This window comes from Bacteroides sp. D1 (assembly GCF_000157095.2).
Classification (GTDB): domain Bacteria; phylum Bacteroidota; class Bacteroidia; order Bacteroidales; family Bacteroidaceae; genus Bacteroides; species Bacteroides xylanisolvens.
In genome coordinates, this window is record NZ_JH114350.1 from 421,057 (window position 1) to 440,466 (window position 19,410).

The window sequence follows — 19,410 nt, forward strand, 5'->3', positions numbered from 1 at the left end:
TCAGAATGGCAAATCGTCCTTGGTCGGTGGTGGCGGTGGCGGGCACTCATTCACCGCACTTCGAGTCTGATTATTGGTGTGTTCCGGAAGAGGTGGCGGTGGTGGCGCTTGTTGAGGCTTAACAGAAAGCATCTCCATATTATCAACAAAAAGTTCTGTAATATACCGTTTAATTCCTCTGCTATCATCATAACTCCGAGTTCTTATCTTTCCTTCCAGATACAACTTGTCTCCCTTATGGACATACTTCTCAACAACATCGGCAAGACCACGCCAAACAACAATATTATGCCATTCAGTTCTTTCAGGAACCTGTGTTCCATTGGCAAGGGTATAACCTTTTTCAGTGGTGGCAAAGGAGAAAGTGGCCACTTTAGAACCAGCTTCCAAAATTCTAATATCGGGGTCTTTGCCAACATGCCCGATAAGCATCAATTTGTTTAAACTCATGATTTATCCTCCCTTATTGTTACACGGATACTATCAGCTTTAGGAACTGTTTTGATATACTTAGAATATAATTCCGGATAGTCAGCCTGAAACTTTTTAGTATCAAAATTGTCACTCGTAGAAGCGGGTGTATAACTAACTCGCAATCTTCCGGCATCCCATGACTTGACACCATTCTCACGCATAGCAGTTTTCAATTTTGCCTTATAATCTTTCTGAATCTTGGTTAGATCTGCAAGTTCTTCCTCAATTCCGATTATAGTATTTACAAGTTGCATTGGAATAAGTAACTTGTCATCATCAGGGGCAGGAACAGGAAGAATGGATAGATATTGCTCACCCTTCTTCTCGCATTCCATTAATTTCTTGACTTCTTTATCAGGCTTACGAGGAATTTCAACCAATTCATGTTTATCACCACGTACCCAAATGCCGAACAATTTATCAACTTTGAGTAATGGATTTTGTAGTTCAAACAGATAAGCATAAATTGACAACTGCCAACTCAAATACTCTTCGTCAAGATGCAGCGTAGTTTTGATGTCACCAAGACAGATTCTACCGGCTTTCTCCCAAACACAATCTATATTCGATGCAAAGTATTCGTTATCAGACACCGTGTACTCATTAGCAAAAGCCTTATATCCAGCTTTCGTCCGCTCTTTCAAATAATTCTCTGCTTCAATACTTTCAGGCGGTAAGCCTGTTGCATCAACAAACTGGCATTGAGCATGAATAAGGCTCCCCTTCTCAGCAGCTCTCTTCAATACAAAATCGGGGACATCTTTATATTTGTCAGGGAACAACTGCCGGCTAATCATACCGGTTATACCTTGCAACTGTTTTTCACCGAGCATATAAGTGTGGTTTTCCTCATTGAAAACCACACTGGATTTCACTAATTCTATCATTATTATCAATTTCTAGGGGGATATGTTTTCTGCATGTCAATAGTTATGTTTCTGAACTCCTTATTATTGTGAAGTTCGGGATGTTCAGCCCAAACTCTCTCAAGCTCTTCGCGGCTTTTAACACCAGTCATTTGTTTAATTGCACGATCCAGGTCTACACCAGTATATACTTTGCCCGAAGCGTTTGAAGCAGAAACATTGGGAGCATATACTTTTTCCTTTGTATTACCATAAGCAAAACGAACGCGGTTTTTATTGTCCACAATAACAAGTAAAATAATCTCCTTTTGCTCGTTATAACCAATCTCTTTTACACTGAATTTGGTGTATAGAGCAGGAGAACCTGTTTTGCTCTGATATATTTCATTTTTCTCAAGTGGAATCCAAATGAAAGGACCCGTATAAAGTTCACGCCCAATTCCCCAGTTAAATCCTGCACGTTTAAAGGCGTCCGAAGCCTGCCCTTTCTCTTTTTCTGTGCTAGATTCTGTCCCAACATCCTGTTTACTCACCCATTCCTTCTTTTCATTATCCCAAATGGACAACGTACAGAATAGATTCCCATTAACGACATCATGGTGCCGTTTCCAGTTCATTTCTCCGAACACTTCATCAAGTATTCTCATGTCTACTCGAGCATCCTTGTATAATAGCAAGGAGCAGCCCGAACCGTCCGGTTTCATAGTACCAACCCTACATTCAATTTCAGAAGCTAGAAGCGGTCTGATAGAATTTTTCTTCTTCTCTTCATTCTGAACCGTTGATACAGTGTTTTTTCTCGCTGTCATAATTCTAATTTAATGGTTTGACTTTTAGTTCATTACATCAGTAAAGGTAATCGTTATTGACAAGTTTAGCAAACAGAAACTTCGCCATTTTAACGCCATTTTCAGGTAGTAAAAACTGCCTGTACGATATTGTACAGGCAGAAAAATAAGAAAATGAATAATCCAATGTACCTTATGGAACGGCTACGCTTTGAAGGGTGTACGGCTCCCTGATTTATACATAATGTAAATGCTAGTGGACGGAACCGGAGTCGAACCGGTCTCACGGAATATTGGTGCACCTCACCGCAGTTTCAACCAACGATATACATATCCGCCCGATTAATTAAAAAGGTGCACTATCTTCACAGACCATACACCCCAATCACAAACACAAAACAAAACTCATGAACTACTATAATTTAATTAGGATCAGAAGGGTGAATGGCGTGGGGATCGAACCCACATCACGCATATCTGCGTATGCTGCCAATTACACCAGCCATCCGTTTTAAGTGAACTATTCTCACGAACCATTCACCTAGAACACAAACACAAAATAAAACACGACATTAACTATTAAATAGCACTCTCACGAGCTTTTGTGGGGCAGTTTAGGAGTCGAACCTAAATAATTGCAAATGCAATACATAAAGCACTTCGTACGCTTTCTTTATGCTCTCTTTACCATTGAGAATACCTCCCCTTGTTGCCACATCAACCCGTGATGTGGCTCAATTTTAAATTTAGAAATTTGAAAAAATCAATTCACTCTCACGAGCTTCTTGTTTCCGGATAGCCGTTCAAAGCACACCGGAATAGTATAGAACAATTAAAACTCAAATAACAGGGGCTTTAACCCTACAGCGTCCTTTTCGCTGGCAACATTAGTTAAACATAAAAAGAAAAATTCTCTGTGAAGGAACCCGGACTCGAACCGGGATGACAGATTACCTATGTATGACTTTCTTCAATCTATCTGCATACTTGCGTCTACCAATTCCGCCATTCCTTCAGGTCGTAGCCAGACGCTTCCGGCTACATTGATTGAATTGTTATTGATACAAACATAATTTTCCCCCTCACGGGTTACTTAACTCTGATTGAGTTGAGCCGGGAAACGGATTCGAACCGCTGACCTCATGTAGAAACATGCGCTCTAACCAACTGGACTATCCCGGCAGATGCCCGGCGAACCGGGCTAAATAAACATGACAAATACTAAAATTAAGCAATGCAGACCTTCACAGGCTATCTTTATTTTGTTTCCTATCTTCGTAGTATCGAAAACAGATATAATTCACTGATACGACAGTCACCAATACAAAAGCAGCAATAAATTCTTTCTTGCTAACTTCAATGCTATCTATAAGATACAGTGTTGTCCATAAGGCAATGAACATCATGGCATACTGTATCACTTTAATCTTTTTCATTTCTTCCGTTTTTTAGATTTAACTTTCCTTCCCGCACATCGGCAATGAAGTAATACTTGAGCAGCATTACAATGCCACTTGCCGTTTTGGACATTAGTGGGCTTATCACTTTCAATCTTACCCGCTTCTATAAGATTCATCAATTTCTTTTCCCCACCCACATAATACGCAGACTTATCTTTTCCAAACGTTTCTGTAGAAAACAGACGGAGAATATTATCTAGCAATATTTCAGCCATTTCACCTCTGATCATCTCAACAAGCAAGGTAGTTATGCAATTCTGGTTACTATAAACTGCATATTTTTTACATCTGACTTTGTTTTCCAAGCCATTCCTTCAGCTTTTTCTTTATAAAGCCGAGCATTCAATGTATTAGTTACAGACGGTTTCTGAACGATAGGAAATACTTCTATTGCACCAACATCCATACTCCGTAATACATCAATTACGTTACGTCTCTGAATATCCTTTTCCATACAATCTAATTTTAAATTAAACATTGAAGCGATGAGCGGATTCGAACCGCCGACCTCTGCTTGTGGTGCTCTTCCGTTAAGCTAAGAGTATTTCTTGAGAGACTCGAACTCTCAACCATCCACCACACACAGCGCTCTAACCTGCCTGAGCTACATCACCTTTATATACATAAAGCAAATACCTCGATTTGCCGACAAACGTCTAACTGATTTAGTTTTACAACGATACGGCTTGACCATTAACCACAGCATTATATCGTTGAGAAGCCCGCCTACGTCAGTAATCCCTTTCGGCACGTGTCGGCTTCCAAAACACCATTTTACCAATATGTCAAAGAACTCTTCTCTGTTGTTCCCAGTCTCCCTTCAAGGGCAGGCTCAAAGACCGGACTGGGTACCGGATAACCGGCGGTTTGGTTTGACTTTAGTGAGGGTTAGAGAATACTTTGGTTGTTCTTCAAAACTATGTCCATTAAGTTTCGTTGCGATTCAATAAATTTCTTCAAATCATCACATTGGGAAACTTTCTCTCTATAAAATCCACGTTCTGATTCTAAATCTCGTTTGAGTTTTTCATTTTCACCTCTCAAAGAGCTGATCAACGCGTCTCGTTCTTCAATCACAGCTTCATATTTGTCTCGCTGTATTTCTAGTTCGGTTCTTTTATCCATTGTTGTATAATTTGATTAATCTCCGACGTAATGTGCACCGTAATGAGTACTATTTGGGTTGTAGTAAGCGGAAGCGGGAATATTAAGGTTATTATATTCCTTGCTAGGTGTAGCTTTGGCAGTCTTGCTCATAGCTTCATGTCTTTCAGCTAAAAATTTATCAGTTCTTGATTTCACTGCTTCCGGTGAGAAACTTTCTTGGAGTTTTGCGAAGCTCCATGCAGATTTTAAACACTCTGAAAATGTTTTTCCACCCTTCTTGTAATTGCGGTGTGCAGACTTCATTATTTGTGATAAATTGTAGCTCATAATCGTTATTTTTTAATTGGTTTTATCAATCAATTTTTGTATGTTTGTATGATTGATTGATTTATGATGCAAATATATCCTCAAATGTGGATATATAAAAATTTAAAACCTATTTTATACCTTCATTTGTGGATATTTAACTTTTGATTGATTATGATAAACAGAATTAAAGAAGTAATAACCTATTCAGGGCTATCAGAGAGGGGATTTGCTATTAAGTGTGGATTAAAGCCCACAACTATTAATAATCAACTGATAGGAAAAAGAGAAATTAGCCTTGCAACAATAATAGCAATTTCATCCTCATTTGAGGAAATTTCCGCAGAATGGCTGTTAAGAGGAAAAGGTTCTATGCTTCTTCAAAAAGAAGAAACAGAACCAGGAATGGATAAATTGAAAAGTATAGTATATACCATCGCCAATTTACAAGATGAGATTAATGAAAAGACAGTGCTTACCCAACGGCTTTTGGAAGAAAATCAGAAATTAAAGGGTGAACTAGCTATGTTGAAGAATGAAAGAAATATAGGATAAACTTATATATGTATGAAAAAAAGATTTTTAATACTATCCTTCTTATTTGTGCTTATATTTAATTCATGCTCTGATGACAGTATTAATTTAGCAGGAACAACATGGACTTCTGCAAAAGACTGGTACGGAAAAACTCGATTGTCTTTTGAAGAAGGCACTCCTTATTTAAGATCTTTTTTTGCTATATCTTTTGACTTGAAATCTTTCACAATATATAATGTTGCAGATGATAATGAGGATTTAGAATATGAATGGAAAGAAACGGTATCAGGTAAATACTCTATAAACGACAATATTGTGAATCTAATAGTAGAAAAAGACAATTTAACAATTCCCTGCGAAATAGAAAAAGATATAATGTATTACAGTAATACTAGAATGAAACTATATAAACAATAGAATAAATATTTTTTCAAATATGCGCCCAATTAGAACTGTACCCCCAAAAGATGAAAGAGAATATCCTTTAGTTATAACAGCTGAAGAAAAGGATAAAGTATTAAATTATATTTTGGTTGTAGCAAACGGGAAAAGAACAGCTAAACTAAATTATAAAGATATACCAGACCTTAGGATCAGTAAAGAACAATATGAAATAGTTTTAGAGGAGTTCAAAAATAGGAGATTTATTGACTATAAAGGATATGGTATTGAATATCTTACGTTGAATTTTGAAATATTCAATTTTGCAGAAAAAGGGGGATTCACTGTTGAAAGAGACTTATATATATTAAGTTTTGATACATTTCAAATGCAGCTAGAACGATTAGAAAAGGAGTTAAGCCCTGATACAGCAGCGAAAGTTGATGATGTTGTCGGAAAAGCCAAAAATATAACTGAACTACTGATAGGGCTCTCTGCTCTAGCTGAAAAAATGAATCTCTAAGATTTATTATCAGGATCAGTTAATAGGAACTCCAATATAGAAGCTGCACGAAGCAGTCTTGAAGCATATAGAGTTGCATCTGCATCCGGGTTGTATTGATAACGCCTAGTCTGAAACTTTTTAAAAGTAACAAAGCCACTAGACATATCATTAGCAAGTGTTTTCAAGCTTGATATAGTTTCTTTTACATTTTGGTCATAAGACATTTTTATACGCATACGAGCGGAATCATCCACTTTTGCACAACACTGGGGATAAAAGGCTGTCGCATTATCTTCTTTAGAAGATTGTTTTTTACTTATCCTTCTTAGGACATTTTTTAATAACGATTTCATAAACGCACTATTTTAGTTTGACAATGCGCAAATATAATATTTAAAGTAATATAAAATATGAAATATAGAAATCTTGATAGTACATAAAACATCAAATGGTCGAATTATGGTCGAACCATAAAAAAAAGCAGGACTATATAATTGATATACAGAATATACAACTAGATTTCCAAAAATGTGTCTAGTTTAGTTTTTGTGTTGATAGCTCCCTCGTCGGCGGACGAACTAGGGAGCTATTTTTATATATTACAGGAATATTATTGCACAAAATATACATATTTTCCATAACTTTGCAGCGATAAAGTCTCACACAAATGGAATATAGCGTAGAAGAACTAAAAAATGCATTAATTGAGAGATGCGAAAAAGAGGGTATTCTATATGCAACGGTGGCAATGGATAGACGTACCAAAGAGATGATTCTTCCTGATACTTTAGAAGGAGCCCTGAAACATCCGGAATACTTTGTATGTACCTGCAGGAGAGTGAAAGATCAATATATAGTGGAGGAGATTACCAAAGTGTAATCCTCCTCCAATCTTTTATTCTTATTTTTCTTTTTTTATTCGCCCAATTCTCCCAGCAAATCGTAGGAAGGAGCAAAGAAAAGCGTTCCTGTTACAGCTGTGCTGAAGTCAAGCAAACGATCGGTATTCCCTACCGGATTGCCGATGAACATACTTTCCAACATCTGCCGGGTCGTACTGAACGTACTTGCATAACCGATGAAGTATGTGCCATATTCTCCCTTAGACGTATTGGCAAACGGCATGTTGGCACGTACAATTTTCAGGTCATCACCAATATTAGTGACGGCATTATGCGCATTTTGAGGTTTCTCCTCGTCAGACAGCTCGACATCGTTAAACTTACGACGACCGATCACTTTCTCCTGTTCTTCCACAGGCAGAGCGTTCCATGCAACCATATCGTGAATGTACTTCTGTACAAAAACATAACTTCCTCCTGCAAAATCAGCATCCTCCTCTCCTACCACCGCAAAATGATAAGGATTCTCATCAACTGCCGGATTCTCTGTTCCGTCTACAAAGCCGATAATAGCCTTGCCGTCCATATATCTGAAACCGTGAGTTTCATCGACAGGTTCAACTACGCCCTGGAGCTTCTCGTCAATGATGGAAGCAAACTCAAAACACAACCCCATCTGTTTTGCACGGATATGAAACAAGATGTCGCCCGGAGTAGAGACTGCCGTGTGCTTTCCGCCTTTGATCTCTTCAAAAGTGTTCAATTCTTTCGGCTTTCCCTTTTCCGGGAAAAGACGGCCCCAGGCATCGGCGCCAAAGCCCATCGTACAACTGAACATCAGTTCGGGGAAACGATTACGCATGCTGCGAATCATGCCCGAGAAATTAGCGCATACATCTTTTACTTTATCAAGAGTTTCGGGAGTATCTTTTAGAGTATAAACAATAAAAATGACATTTTCACCTTGTTTCCCGGCTACGTCCTGCGGGATATTACCTCCAAATGAATTTTGATAAGGATTCATATTTTTCTTTTTTTCTGTTAGTTTCGTCAACGAAACAGTTCTAATTCATTTTTTTATTACTATCGTCAATATATGCGGCAGCCGCTTTATCCACAAATAGCTCTACATTCTGCGCGTGATGAGCTATATAGGCTGCGGGACCAGTGTCTCCCGAATTACAGATTTCTTCTACTACGTCGACTTTATTTTTTCCGGTAATCAGGAAAATGACATAGCGGGCATTCTGAATGGGGTATCCCGTCATTGCGATGCGCTTCTGCCCGTTACGGGGATGGGCGCTGACTACATAAATAGAGTTTGAAGTCAGCAAATCTTCTTGTCCGGGAAAGATGGAAGACGTGTGTCCGTCGTCTCCGGCCCCCAACAGTACAATATCAAATTCGGGCCAGCCACGCTTCAACGGTACTTGCTGCCGGACTAACTCCGAATAACGGACCGCTTCTTTCGCAGGCTTCGCCTCTCCACGAATACGGAATACATTTTCATACAAAATAGGAGTCAAACCCAAAAGAAGGTTGCGCATCATTCCGTAATTACTGTCCGAATCATCGGGAGGCACACAACGTTCATCCACCCAATAAATCCGCATACGATCCCACGGGGTAATTTCCATGTATTCATTCGCCCATAAATCGAACATCAGAGCAGGTGTGTTGCCACCGCTGACTGCGATATTGAACACTCTGTCCGGCTCTTCATTCATGATTTCCACCAAGCGGAGTATCAATGCTCGTGAAGTTTCAATAGATGAGGGAAAAACTGATAGTTTCATAATTCACAATATTGATCTGTATTCGTCAAATTCTTACAAGGATTCGTCCAGTCGGCCCCATGTTCGTGCATCATCGCTTCGCTTTCCAGAGGTCCCCACGTACCTGCGGGATAACCGTAGAGAGGTGCGTCGGGGTTGTCTTTCCAATAACGGAGTACCGGATCGAAAAATTTCCATGAGGCTTCTACTGCGTCACTTCGAGTAAATAAAGTCGGATCACCCTGGATGCAGTCGTCTATCAGACGGGCATAAGCGTCGCCACTGGGTACGCCGCCCAACTGCGCATAACTGAAATCCATCGTCACCTGGCGCACTTCAAAACCTGCACCGGGTACTTTCATTCCGATTTTGAGCACGATTCCTTCATTCGGTTGCAAACGAAGAATCAATTTATTAGCCCGCGGACAGTTGCCACCGGCACAATGAAACATCTGATGAGGTGTCTCACGGAAATGAACGACGATTTCCGTTACTTTCGTCGGCATTTGTTTACCTGTACGAATGTAGAACGGAACGCCACTCCAGCGCCAGTTGCTAATGCCCAGTTTCATGGCAATATAAGTATCCGTACGCGAATCGGGAGCCACTCCTTTTTCTTCACGGTAGCCTTTTTTATTGCCGGAGGCTGTATATTGTCCACGAACGATATGTTCGTTCAAATCCACTTCATTCAACGGGGTGAGAGATTCGTAGACCTTCACCACTTCGTTGCGGAAATTGTCAGCATTGAAAACAGCGGGCGGTTCCATAGCCGTAAGGGCTACGAGCTGTATCAGGTGATTCTGCACCATATCGCGCAGTGCACCTGCCGTCTCATAGAATCCGCCACGTTGTTCGATACCCAGATTTTCTACGGCTGTGATTTCTACGTAGTCGATATAGTTACGGTTCCAGAGAGGTTCGAAGATACCGTTGGCAAAACGGAAAGCCAGTACATTCTGGGCTGTTTCCTTACCGAGAAAATGGTCGATACGGTAAATTTGATGCTCATTGAAAACAGAAGCATACGTTTTATTCAGTTCACGTGCCGATTCGAGATCATAACCGAAAGGTTTCTCGACGATGATACGTGAATGGGGAGTGTTGAGTCCGGCAGCTTTGAGGTATAAGGGCACTACTCCGTACAGTGACGGCGGAGTGGCTAGGTAGAACAGCAGGTTGTCCGGCTCTACCTCACCAGTTAAGTCGACCAGACGTTGGCGGAGTTGCGGGTAACCTTCTTCTTTTGCCGGGTCCATCGGTAGATAATAGAGATGGGAGACAAACGAAGCCATCAGAGCTGTGTCCTGTTCTTCGGACTTTACGAACTGTTGCAGTTCTTCTAATATATAGGAACGGTAGTTATCGTCAGAGTAGACCGTACGCCCGATACCCAATATAGAATACTCTCCGGTCAACCGCTTTTCACGGTAGAGGGAGTAAAGGGCGGGCATCAGCTTACGCTTGGTCAGATCACCCGACGCACCGAAAATTATCATTGCAAATTTATCCATTTTTCAAGAGTTGTTTTAATTTCTGTTTTGAGATGGTAAATGATAATTTTGCGGAGTGCCCTGAAAGGGCTTAATTATATAGCGTAGGGCAACGCCCTACGTAAAAACGACAATCTGAATTTGCGCCCTGAAAGGGCATAATTGTATACAGTTCCGCCCTTTCAGGGCTTGTGGCTGGTGTGTTTTTTTCGTAGGGCGTTGCCCTACGCTATATAATTAAGCCCTTTCAGGGCACCCCAATAAATATATAATTGTAAGGCTTTCAGCCTAACTGCAAAATTCCCATTTAACCGATAAATTCCCATTTAACCGCTAAATTCCCATTTATCATTTCAAATTCCCATTTATCATTTCAAAACTGTTTTCTATTTAAACATTATATGTACCCGATTTCGTATCTCCTCCGTGACCTGTCCAGTTCTCGTGGAAGAACTGTCCACGCAACTCGTCTTTGCGCTCGAAAGTGTGCGCACCGAAATAATCGCGTTGTGCCTGCACAAGATTGGCGGGCAGATCGGCAGATGTGAGCGAATAGAAATAGTTCAGCGCAGAAGAGAAAGCAGGAACGGGAAGTTCTTCTTTCATGGCTTCCGCCACCAAGTTCTTCCATCCGGGAAGCAATGTTTTCATTTCTTCTTTAAAATAAGGAGCCAACAACAAGTGTTTAGGCTTGTCGGTGGCTTCGAAGGCGGCAGCAATGTCGTTCAGGAATATACTGCGGATGATGCATCCTCCACGCCACATACGGGCAATGGAAGCCAGGTCGAGATGCCAGTCGAAAGCGTCGGAAGCACGTTGCAACACGGCGAATCCTTGAGCATAAGAGACGAGTTTGGAAGCATAAAGAGCAGAAAATATATTCTTTACGAGTTCTACCTTATTATATATAGGTTGTGTATGTTGACACTGATATTGTCTGGAAGCCAGATGACGCAAGTCTTTCTGTGCAGAAAGGCTTCGTTCGAATACCGCCGTGGCGATCAATCCCAACGGCATGCCGAGTTCCATAGCGTTGATGACCGACCATTTGCCGGTACCTTTCTGTCCGGCCGCATCCAAGATTTTATCAATCAGATACCCTCCGGATTTGTCTTTATGCCGCAGGATGTTGGCGGTGATTTCGACCAGGTAGCTGCGTAGTTTGCCTTCGTTCCAACGGGCAAAGACATCAGCCATTTCCTCATTGGTCAGATCCAGCAACTTTTTCATCACCCAATAGGCTTCGGCGATCAGCTGCATATCACCGTATTCGATACCGTTATGAATCATCTTCACAAAATGACCCGATCCGGCAGGGCCTACCCATTGGCAACAGGGAGTTCCGTCCGGTGCTTTTGCCGCAATGCTTTGAAGAATCGGTTTCACTTCCGGCCATGCTTGCTCCGAACCGCCGGGCATGATAGAAGCTCCATTCAAGGCTCCTTCTTCACCGCCGGACACTCCGCTACCAACAAAGAGAAATCCTTTCGACTCCGCCAGTTTGACGCGGCGGTTGGTATCTTCGTAATTGGAGTTACCACCATCAATAAGAATGTCTCCCGGTGAAAGCAACGGGAAAAGCTGGTCCATCAGTTCGTCAACCGGACTTCCGGCACGAACCATCATCATTATCTTACGGGGAATAGCTATCGAATCTACAAATGCTTTTATATCCGTGAATCCTTCGATGTTTTTACCTTTTGCACGACCATTCATAAAGCGATCTACCACTCCTTCCTCTACTCCGGGAACTGTACGGTTATAAACCGACACATGCCATCCCTTACTCTCCATGTTTAAAGCAAGATTCTCGCCCATCACAGCCAAGCCGATAAGTCCGATATCTGTTTTATTCTGATTTGCCATAACTTATATATTTTGAATATTCTTTATCTTAGTAACAGTTGAAATGCACATTTGTTCGCAATATTTTAGATTAAAATATTATTTTTGTGGTCTACAAATAAAATCAAGGATGAAGAAGATCAAAATCGGTTTGTTGGCACGCATCGTAATTGCCATCATTTTGGGTATTGCCATCGGCACTTTTTTCCCGGCTCCGCTAGTGCGAATATTCGTTACTTTCAACGGCATTTTCAGCGAGTTTCTCAATTTCTCTATCCCGCTGATTATCGTCGGACTGGTAACGGTGGCTATTGCCGACATCGGAAAAGGTGCAGGAAAAATGCTGCTCGTGACGGCTCTGATTGCTTATTTCGCCACCCTGTTTTCGGGATTCCTCTCCTACTTCACAGGAGTCACCGTATTTCCGTCACTCATCGAACCGGGAGCGCCGCTTGAAGAAGTGAGTGAAGCACAAGGAATCCTCCCCTACTTCTCCGTCTCCATCCCACCGCTGATGAACGTCATGACGGCCTTGGTATTGGCTTTCACCTTGGGCTTGGGCCTGGCGTCACTGAACAGCGACGCATTGAAAAACGTGGCACGTGATTTTCAGGAAATTATCGTACGAATGATTAGCGCAGTCATTCTGCCTTTGCTGCCGCTTTATATCTTTGGCATATTCCTCAACATGACACATTCGGGACAAGTATATTCCATCCTGATGGTGTTTATTAAAATTATCGGAGTCATCTTTGCTCTTCACATCTTCCTGTTAGTTTTTCAGTATTCCATTGCGGCACTGTTTGTACACAAAAACCCGTTTAAATTACTTAATAAAATGCTGCCGGCTTACTTCACGGCATTGGGCACACAATCTTCGGCAGCCACCATCCCTGTAACGCTGGAACAGACCAAAAAGAACGGGGTATCTGCCGAAGTGGCCGGTTTCGTGATTCCGCTCTGCGCTACCATTCACCTGTCGGGCAGCACACTGAAAATCGTAGCCTGCGCACTGGCATTGATGATGATGCAGGGAATACCGTTTGACTTCCCCTTGTTTGCCGGATTTATCTTCATGCTGGGCATCACAATGATAGCCGCTCCGGGGGTTCCGGGCGGAGCTATCATGGCCTCTCTGGGAATTCTTCAATCCATGCTCGGCTTCGACGAATCGGCACAGGCTTTAATGATTGCGCTTTACATCGCAATGGACAGTTTCGGCACAGCCTGCAACGTGACGGGCGACGGAGCTATCGCTTTGATTATCGACAAAATAATGGGGAAAAACCGTGCTGAATGACTGTGCTGAAAAATAATTGGGTAGTAGCTTGGCTGGCTCACAAAAAATGCCGACATTTGCACCCACATTTTCAATTATATTAAATAATAGCGTATGAAAAAAGCCCTAATTTCAGGCATCACCGGGCAGGATGGTTCTTATCTTGCCGAATTTCTATTGCAAAAAGGTTACGAAGTACACGGTATACTCCGTCGTTCTTCTTCGTTCAATACAGGACGTATTGAACATTTGTATTTTGACGAGTGGGTGCGCGACATGAAACAGAAACGTACGATCAATCTGCATTATGGGGATATGACAGATTCTAGTTCGTTAATTCGTATTATTCAACAGGTGCAACCGGATGAAATCTACAATCTCGCTGCTCAAAGCCACGTGAAGGTTTCATTCGACGTTCCGGAATACACGGCCGAAGCGGATGCTATCGGTACGTTGCGTATGCTCGAAGCGGTACGCATCCTGGGACTGGAAAAGAAAACCCGCATCTATCAGGCTTCTACTTCCGAATTGTTCGGTAAGGTGCAGGAAGTTCCACAAAAAGAGACAACTCCATTCTATCCCCGTTCTCCGTATGGGGTAGCCAAACAATATGGTTTCTGGATTACTAAAAACTACCGCGAAAGCTATGGTATGTTTGCCGTAAACGGAATCTTGTTCAATCACGAGAGTGAACGCCGTGGCGAGACATTCGTTACCCGTAAAATTTCGCTTGCTGCCGCACGTATCGCACAGGGCGAACAGGACAAACTGTATCTGGGTAATCTGGATGCACGTCGCGACTGGGGATATGCCAAGGATTACATCGAATGTATGTGGCTGATTCTGCAACATGACGTTCCCGAAGATTTCGTAATTGCTACCGGAGAAATGCACACAGTGCGCGAATTCGCAACGCTGGCATTCAAGGAAGCAGGCATCGAACTTCGTTGGGAAGGTGAAGGCGTGAATGAGAAAGGTATCGACGTAGCTACCGGAAAGTCTTTGGTAGAGGTTGATCCTAAATATTTCCGTCCGTCAGAGGTGGAACAACTGCTGGGTGACCCGACTAAAGCAAAAACATTGTTAGGATGGGATCCATGCAAAACATCATTCGAAGAACTGGTAAGTATCATGGTTCGCCACGATATGGAAAAAGTGAAGCGGATGATTGCTACCAAACATTAAATGAATTTCATTTCACCACAGAGGACGCAGAGGACACAGAGGATTTTATTTTTTCCTCTGTGCCCTCCGTGTCCTCTGTGGTGAAAATAATAAAAGATAGAATGGAAAAGAATGCAAAGATATATATAGCAGGACACCGCGGACTTGTGGGATCTGCTATCTGGAAGAATTTGCAGGATAAAGGATACACCAATCTGATAGGCCGCACGCACAAAGAGCTTGACCTGCTGGATGGAATGGCTGTCCGTAAATTCTTCGATGAAGAACAACCGGAATATGTATTCCTTGCCGCTGCCTTTGTGGGTGGTATCATGGCGAACAGCATCTACCGTGCCGACTTTATATACAAGAATCTGCAGATTCAACAGAACATTATCGGAGAGAGTTTCCGTCACAACGTGAAAAAGTTGCTCTTCCTCGGTAGTACGTGTATTTATCCACGCGATGCCGAACAGCCGATGAAGGAAGATGTATTGCTTACTTCACCGTTGGAATATACCAACGAGCCGTATGCAATCGCCAAAATTGCCGGACTGAAAATGTGCGAGAGCTTCAACCTGCAATATGGAACGAACTACATCGCCGTGATGCCGACAAACCTTTACGGGCCGAATGATAATTTCGATTTGGAACGCAGCCATGTATTGCCTGCCATGATTCGCAAGATTCATTTGGCACACTGTCTGAAAGAAGGAAACTGGGAAGCTGTACGCAAGGATATGAACCAGCGTCCGGTGGAAGGTGTCAACGGCGACAGCTCAAAAGAGGACATTCTGGCTATTCTGAAAAAATACGGAATCAGCGAAACAGAGGTCACTCTCTGGGGTACGGGTACTCCTCTTCGCGAATTCCTCTGGAGCGAAGAAATGGCGGATGCCAGTGTCTTCGTTATGGAGCACGTGGACTTTAAAGATACCTATAAAGAAGGTAGCAAAGATATCCGCAACTGCCATATCAACATCGGAACCGGTAAGGAAATCACCATCCGCCAACTGGCTGAACGGATCGTTGAAACAGTAGGTTATCAAGGTAAACTGACCTTCGACAGCAGCAAACCGGACGGCACAATGCGCAAGCTAACCGATCCTTCAAAACTGCATGCACTGGGCTGGCACCACAAAATTGAAATCGAGGAAGGCGTACAAAGAATGTACGAATGGTACTTGAAATAAGAAATGAAGTTACTGTAAATATGCTATTAGCTGAATGTTTTTTTGCTAATAGCATTATTTTTTTTAGCTATAATGATAATTAAATTAGCTATAATGATAATCAGTTTTGCTATAATGATAATCCAATTAGCTATAAGCATAATCTGTTGAGCTATGAGCATAATCTTTTTTATACTACGAGTCAATCTATTTTATTATAAGTTAATCCCTTTTGTGATAAGCCTTCATCCAACTAAGCATCATTTATTCAACCATAAGCACCATTCATTCAATTATAAGCCTCATCCATTGTATTTATAACGTATCGCCACACAAATTCCCCCACTACTCTCTCCTCCATTTCCAAAAAATCTTCACTCTTAATTCTTCATTCTTAATATAATTGCTATATTTGCACAATTTAATACCAAATGTGCAAAAAACAATGGAACAAAGTTTTATAGCCTATATTGAGAATAGTATCAAGAATAATTGGGACCTGGATGCCCTGACCGATTATAAAGGTGCAACTTTACAGTATAAAGACGTAGCTCGTAAAATCGAGAAACTCCATATCATCTTTGAAGAAAGCGGAATCCGCAAAGGAGACAAGATTGCCGTTTGTGGAAGAAACAGCTCTCACTGGGGAGTTACTTTCCTTGCCACACTGACGTATGGAGCCGTTATTGTACCTATTCTCCATGAATTTAAAGCAGATAACGTGCATAATATCGTCAACCACTCCGAAGCTAAATTACTGCTTGTAGGAGATATGGTATGGGAAAACCTGAACGAGTCGGCAATGCCGCTACTGGAAGGTATCCTGATGATGAACGACTTCACCCTATTAGTGTCACGCAGCGAACGACTCACGTATGCACGCGAACATCTGAACGAAATGTTCGGCAAAAAATATCCGAAGAATTTCCGTAAAGAGCATGTCGCTTATCACAAAGACGAACCGGAAGAACTGGCAGTTATCAATTATACTTCGGGAACAACGAGTTATTCCAAAGGAGTAATGCTCCCCTACCGCAGTCTGTGGTCGAATACCAAATTTGCTTTTGAAGTGTTGGAACTGGAAGCCGGAGATAAAATCGTTTCCATGCTTCCTATGGCACACATGTACGGATTGGCTTTTGAATTCCTTTATGAGTTCTCCGTAGGTTGCCACATCTACTTCCTCACCCGTATGCCAAGCCCTAAGATTATCTTCCAGGCTTTTGAAGAAGTGAAACCCAGTCTGATTGTTGCCGTACCACTCATCATCGAAAAGATAATCAAGAAAAGCGTACTTCCGAAGTTGGAAACTCCGGCGATGAAGATATTGCTGAAAGTGCCTATTATCAATGACAAGATAAAGGCAACAGTGCGCGAAGAGATGATTAAGGCATTTGGCGGAAACTTCAAGGCAGTCATCGTAGGAGGTGCAGCGTTCAATCAGGAAGTGGAACAGTTCTTGAAAATGATTGATTTCCCTTATACAGTTGGATATGGAATGACGGAATGTGGCCCGATTATCTGCTACGAAGATTGGAGAAAGTTCAAACCGGGTTCTTGCGGAAAGGCTGTGCCACGGATGGATGTACGGGTATTGTCATCTGATCCCGAAAATATTGTTGGTGAAATTGTATGTAAGGGCCCGAATGTGATGCTGGGCTATTACAAAAACAAAGAAGCCACTCAAGAAGTCATCGACAAGGACGGTTGGTTGCATACCGGCGACTTGGCTTTGATGGATGAAGAAGGTAATGTTACAATCAAAGGACGCAGCAAGAACCTGTTATTGAGCTCCAGCGGACAGAATATCTATCCTGAAGAAATTGAAGATAAGTTGAACAACCTGCCATACGTGGCTGAAAGCATTATCGTTCAGCAAAACGAGAAACTTGTCGGACTTGTTTATCCCGACTTCGACGATGCGTTCGCCCACGGCCTGAAAACTGAAGACATCGAACAAGTAATGGAAGAAAACCGCGTGACACTGAACACTATGTTACCGGCATACAGCCAAATATCCAAGATGAAAATCTATCCGGAAGAATTTGAAAAGACACCGAAGAAGAGCATCAAGCGTTATTTGTATCAGGAAGCAAAAGGCTGATAGATTGTCAGCTGCATAGAGAAAGATATAACTTAAACCGAAAAAGAGAAAGGAATGAAGATAAAAAAAACAATACTCACGGCAGCTATACTAATGGCTGCCGTTTCTTTACCGGCACAGAACAAGAGTGCAGGGATCAATATATCCATCTGGAAAGATATATGCACGCAACCGCATGACAGTACACAGACGACATACATAAACATCGGCCTCCTGTCTACCATGAACCGTCTGAACGGTGTGGGTATCAATGCGTTGGGAAGCGTGGTTCATGGTGACATGAACGGAGTACAAATCACCGGATTAGCCAACTTGGCAGGGGGTACTATGAGGGGCGTTCAGCTAGCCGGTATCAGTAATATCAGCGGCGATAACACCGTAGGGCTTTCTGCTGCCGGATTGGTAAATATCACCGGCGACAAAGCACAGGGAGTAGTCATATCCGGGCTAACGAGCATCGGAGGAGACAACAACTCGGGGTTAATGATTAGTGGTTTCATGAATGTGACGGGCAATATGGCTTCGGGCTTACACTTTTCCGGAATAGCAAATATAACCGGACAGAGCTTCGGTGGTCTGATGGCTTCGGGACTTTTAAATGTAGTAGGCGAACACATGAACGGTTTGCAGATAGCAGGAATTGCCAATATAACCGCATCAAAGCTGAATGGAGTGCAAGTAGCATTATGCAACTACGCAACGAAAGCGCGCGGACTTCAAATTGGTCTTGTCAATTACTACAAAGAAGATATGAAAGGTTTCCAACTTGGTTTGGTGAATGCAAATCCTGACACAAAAGTGCAAATGATGGTATACGGTGGAAATGCAACGCCTGCCAATATCGGGGTACGGTTCAAGAACCAGTTGTTTTATACCATATTGGGAGTGGGTTCCATGTATCAGGGATTGAATGATAAGTTTTCGGCGAGCGCATCCTATCGTGCCGGTCTGTCTTTCCCCCTTTACAAGGGGTTATCCATCAGCGGAGACCTCGGATATCAGCATATCGAGGCTTTTGACAACAAAGATGAGGTCATCCCGAAACGCCTGTACGCACTGCAGGCACGTGCAAATCTGGAATATCAATTTACCAAGAAGTTCGGCATCTTTGCAACAGGTGGATATGGGTTAACCAGATTCTATAATAAATCGAGCAATTACGATAAGGGAGCTATTATCGAAGCGGGTATTGTTCTTTTCTAAACTTATTCACCACAGAGGACGCAGAGGACACAGAGTTTTTTCTGCAAGTAAAACAGAGCGATAAATACGATTCTAAATACATGAGACTCTGTGTTACTCTATAGTGAAT

General features: G+C 42.1%; 22 protein-coding genes and 5 tRNA genes. 9 read left to right on the top strand and 18 right to left on the bottom strand.

Annotated elements, in window-relative coordinates:
• The 13 genes from BSAG_RS03205 to BSAG_RS03175 all read right to left on the bottom strand — a co-directional run bounded on the left by BSAG_RS03205 (position 1) and on the right by BSAG_RS03175 (position 5,022).
• Positions 1-450: a single-stranded DNA-binding protein gene (locus tag BSAG_RS03205; protein ID WP_004300206.1), complete on the bottom strand. Its 450-nt coding sequence runs from the start codon at positions 448-450 to the stop codon at positions 1-3.
• Positions 447-1,361 carry a hypothetical protein gene (locus BSAG_RS03200; RefSeq protein WP_004314097.1) on the bottom strand — a complete coding sequence of 305 codons (915 nt, stop codon included), beginning with the start codon at positions 1,359-1,361 and terminating at the stop codon, positions 447-449. The genes BSAG_RS03205 and BSAG_RS03200 overlap by 4 nt, the downstream gene beginning before the upstream one ends.
• A gap of 5 nt (positions 1,362-1,366) precedes the next feature.
• Positions 1,367-2,149 carry a hypothetical protein gene (locus tag BSAG_RS03195; protein WP_004300204.1) on the bottom strand — a complete coding sequence of 261 codons (783 nt, stop codon included), beginning with the start codon at positions 2,147-2,149 and terminating at the stop codon, positions 1,367-1,369.
• 236 nt (positions 2,150-2,385) lie between these two features.
• Positions 2,386-2,468 (bottom strand) — tRNA-OTHER (locus BSAG_RS25045).
• A 101-nt stretch (positions 2,469-2,569) separates the two neighbouring features.
• Positions 2,570-2,636, bottom strand: a tRNA-OTHER gene (locus BSAG_RS25050).
• Between the two features lie 409 nt (positions 2,637-3,045).
• Positions 3,046-3,143: transfer RNA gene (locus BSAG_RS25055), tRNA-OTHER, on the bottom strand.
• A 96-nt stretch (positions 3,144-3,239) separates the two neighbouring features.
• Positions 3,240-3,310, bottom strand: a tRNA-OTHER gene (locus BSAG_RS0223490).
• 62 nt (positions 3,311-3,372) lie between these two features.
• Positions 3,373-3,564: a hypothetical protein gene (locus BSAG_RS03190; protein ID WP_004300202.1), complete on the bottom strand. Its 192-nt coding sequence runs from the start codon at positions 3,562-3,564 to the stop codon at positions 3,373-3,375.
• On the bottom strand, positions 3,561-3,818 hold the full coding sequence (locus BSAG_RS0223495) for a hypothetical protein (protein ID WP_004300201.1): 258 nt from the start codon (positions 3,816-3,818) through the stop codon (positions 3,561-3,563). Before BSAG_RS0223495 ends, BSAG_RS03190 begins: the two co-directional genes overlap by 4 nt.
• A gap of 17 nt (positions 3,819-3,835) precedes the next feature.
• On the bottom strand, positions 3,836-4,042 hold the full coding sequence (locus BSAG_RS03185; RefSeq protein WP_004318833.1) for a hypothetical protein: 207 nt from the start codon (positions 4,040-4,042) through the stop codon (positions 3,836-3,838).
• Positions 4,043-4,068: 26 nt separating this feature from the next.
• Positions 4,069-4,202: transfer RNA gene (locus tag BSAG_RS25060), tRNA-OTHER, on the bottom strand.
• Between the two features lie 274 nt (positions 4,203-4,476).
• Positions 4,477-4,713, bottom strand: coding sequence for a hypothetical protein (locus BSAG_RS03180; protein ID WP_004300198.1), 237 nt, complete (start codon positions 4,711-4,713; stop codon positions 4,477-4,479).
• Positions 4,714-4,728: 15 nt separating this feature from the next.
• Positions 4,729-5,022, bottom strand: a complete 294-nt coding sequence (locus BSAG_RS03175; protein ID WP_008765982.1) for a hypothetical protein — start codon at positions 5,020-5,022, stop codon at positions 4,729-4,731.
• A gap of 153 nt (positions 5,023-5,175) precedes the next feature.
• On the opposite strand from BSAG_RS03175, the gene BSAG_RS25365 reads away from it, so the two are divergent.
• Genes BSAG_RS25365 through BSAG_RS03160 form a run of 3 tightly spaced genes read left to right on the top strand, consistent with a single transcriptional unit; the run spans position 5,176 to position 6,442 of the window.
• Positions 5,176-5,556 (top strand): helix-turn-helix transcriptional regulator, encoded by a 381-nt coding sequence (locus BSAG_RS25365; RefSeq protein ID WP_008997734.1) that lies wholly within the window; start codon positions 5,176-5,178, stop codon positions 5,554-5,556.
• Between the two features lie 12 nt (positions 5,557-5,568).
• Positions 5,569-5,955, top strand: coding sequence for a hypothetical protein (locus BSAG_RS03165; protein WP_004318836.1), 387 nt, complete (start codon positions 5,569-5,571; stop codon positions 5,953-5,955).
• Positions 5,956-5,974: 19 nt separating this feature from the next.
• A complete protein-coding gene (locus BSAG_RS03160) occupies positions 5,975-6,442 on the top strand; it encodes a hypothetical protein (RefSeq protein WP_004318837.1) in 468 nt (155 codons plus the stop codon).
• Here BSAG_RS03160 and BSAG_RS03155 read toward each other — a convergent pair.
• Positions 6,439-6,777, bottom strand: a complete 339-nt coding sequence (locus tag BSAG_RS03155) for a hypothetical protein (RefSeq protein WP_004300192.1) — start codon at positions 6,775-6,777, stop codon at positions 6,439-6,441. The genes BSAG_RS03160 and BSAG_RS03155 overlap by 4 nt on opposite strands.
• 314 nt (positions 6,778-7,091) lie before the next feature.
• Between BSAG_RS03155 and BSAG_RS03150 the strand changes: the two genes are divergently transcribed.
• Entirely contained in the window at positions 7,092-7,304 is a 213-nt protein-coding gene (locus BSAG_RS03150) for a hypothetical protein (protein ID WP_004314093.1), read from the top strand.
• Positions 7,305-7,339: 35 nt separating this feature from the next.
• On the opposite strand, the gene BSAG_RS03145 is transcribed toward BSAG_RS03150, so the two are convergent.
• The 4 genes from BSAG_RS03145 to gnd all read right to left on the bottom strand — a co-directional run bounded on the left by BSAG_RS03145 (position 7,340) and on the right by gnd (position 12,400).
• Positions 7,340-8,290 carry a Dyp-type peroxidase gene (locus BSAG_RS03145; RefSeq protein ID WP_004314092.1) on the bottom strand — a complete coding sequence of 317 codons (951 nt, stop codon included), beginning with the start codon at positions 8,288-8,290 and terminating at the stop codon, positions 7,340-7,342.
• A 40-nt stretch (positions 8,291-8,330) separates the two neighbouring features.
• On the bottom strand, positions 8,331-9,062 hold the full coding sequence (gene pgl / locus BSAG_RS03140; protein ID WP_004314091.1) for a 6-phosphogluconolactonase: 732 nt from the start codon (positions 9,060-9,062) through the stop codon (positions 8,331-8,333).
• Positions 9,059-10,555, bottom strand: a complete 1,497-nt coding sequence (gene zwf / locus BSAG_RS03135; RefSeq protein WP_008770944.1) for a glucose-6-phosphate dehydrogenase — start codon at positions 10,553-10,555, stop codon at positions 9,059-9,061. Before zwf ends, pgl begins: the two co-directional genes overlap by 4 nt.
• A gap of 369 nt (positions 10,556-10,924) precedes the next feature.
• Positions 10,925-12,400, bottom strand: a complete 1,476-nt coding sequence (gene gnd / locus BSAG_RS03130) for a decarboxylating NADP(+)-dependent phosphogluconate dehydrogenase (RefSeq protein WP_004316343.1) — start codon at positions 12,398-12,400, stop codon at positions 10,925-10,927.
• A 109-nt stretch (positions 12,401-12,509) separates the two neighbouring features.
• Here gnd and BSAG_RS03125 point away from each other — a divergent pair, with 109 nt between their 5' ends.
• The 5 genes from BSAG_RS03125 to BSAG_RS03105 all read left to right on the top strand — a co-directional run bounded on the left by BSAG_RS03125 (position 12,510) and on the right by BSAG_RS03105 (position 19,301).
• On the top strand, positions 12,510-13,679 hold the full coding sequence (locus tag BSAG_RS03125; protein WP_004316342.1) for a dicarboxylate/amino acid:cation symporter: 1,170 nt from the start codon (positions 12,510-12,512) through the stop codon (positions 13,677-13,679).
• A gap of 93 nt (positions 13,680-13,772) precedes the next feature.
• Complete coding sequence (gmd, locus tag BSAG_RS03120) at positions 13,773-14,843, top strand: GDP-mannose 4,6-dehydratase (protein WP_004316341.1); 1,071 nt, start codon at positions 13,773-13,775, stop codon at positions 14,841-14,843.
• Positions 14,844-14,944: 101 nt separating this feature from the next.
• On the top strand, positions 14,945-16,015 hold the full coding sequence (locus tag BSAG_RS03115) for a GDP-L-fucose synthase family protein (protein WP_004316340.1): 1,071 nt from the start codon (positions 14,945-14,947) through the stop codon (positions 16,013-16,015).
• 424 nt (positions 16,016-16,439) lie between these two features.
• A complete protein-coding gene (locus BSAG_RS03110; RefSeq protein ID WP_004316339.1) occupies positions 16,440-18,098 on the top strand; it encodes an AMP-binding protein in 1,659 nt (552 codons plus the stop codon).
• A 54-nt stretch (positions 18,099-18,152) separates the two neighbouring features.
• The gene (locus tag BSAG_RS03105; RefSeq protein ID WP_004316338.1) at positions 18,153-19,301 is read left to right on the top strand and encodes an LA_2272 family surface repeat-containing protein; all 1,149 of its coding nucleotides are present in this window, start codon (positions 18,153-18,155) and stop codon (positions 19,299-19,301) included.
• The last annotated feature ends 109 nt before the right edge of the window (positions 19,302-19,410 follow it).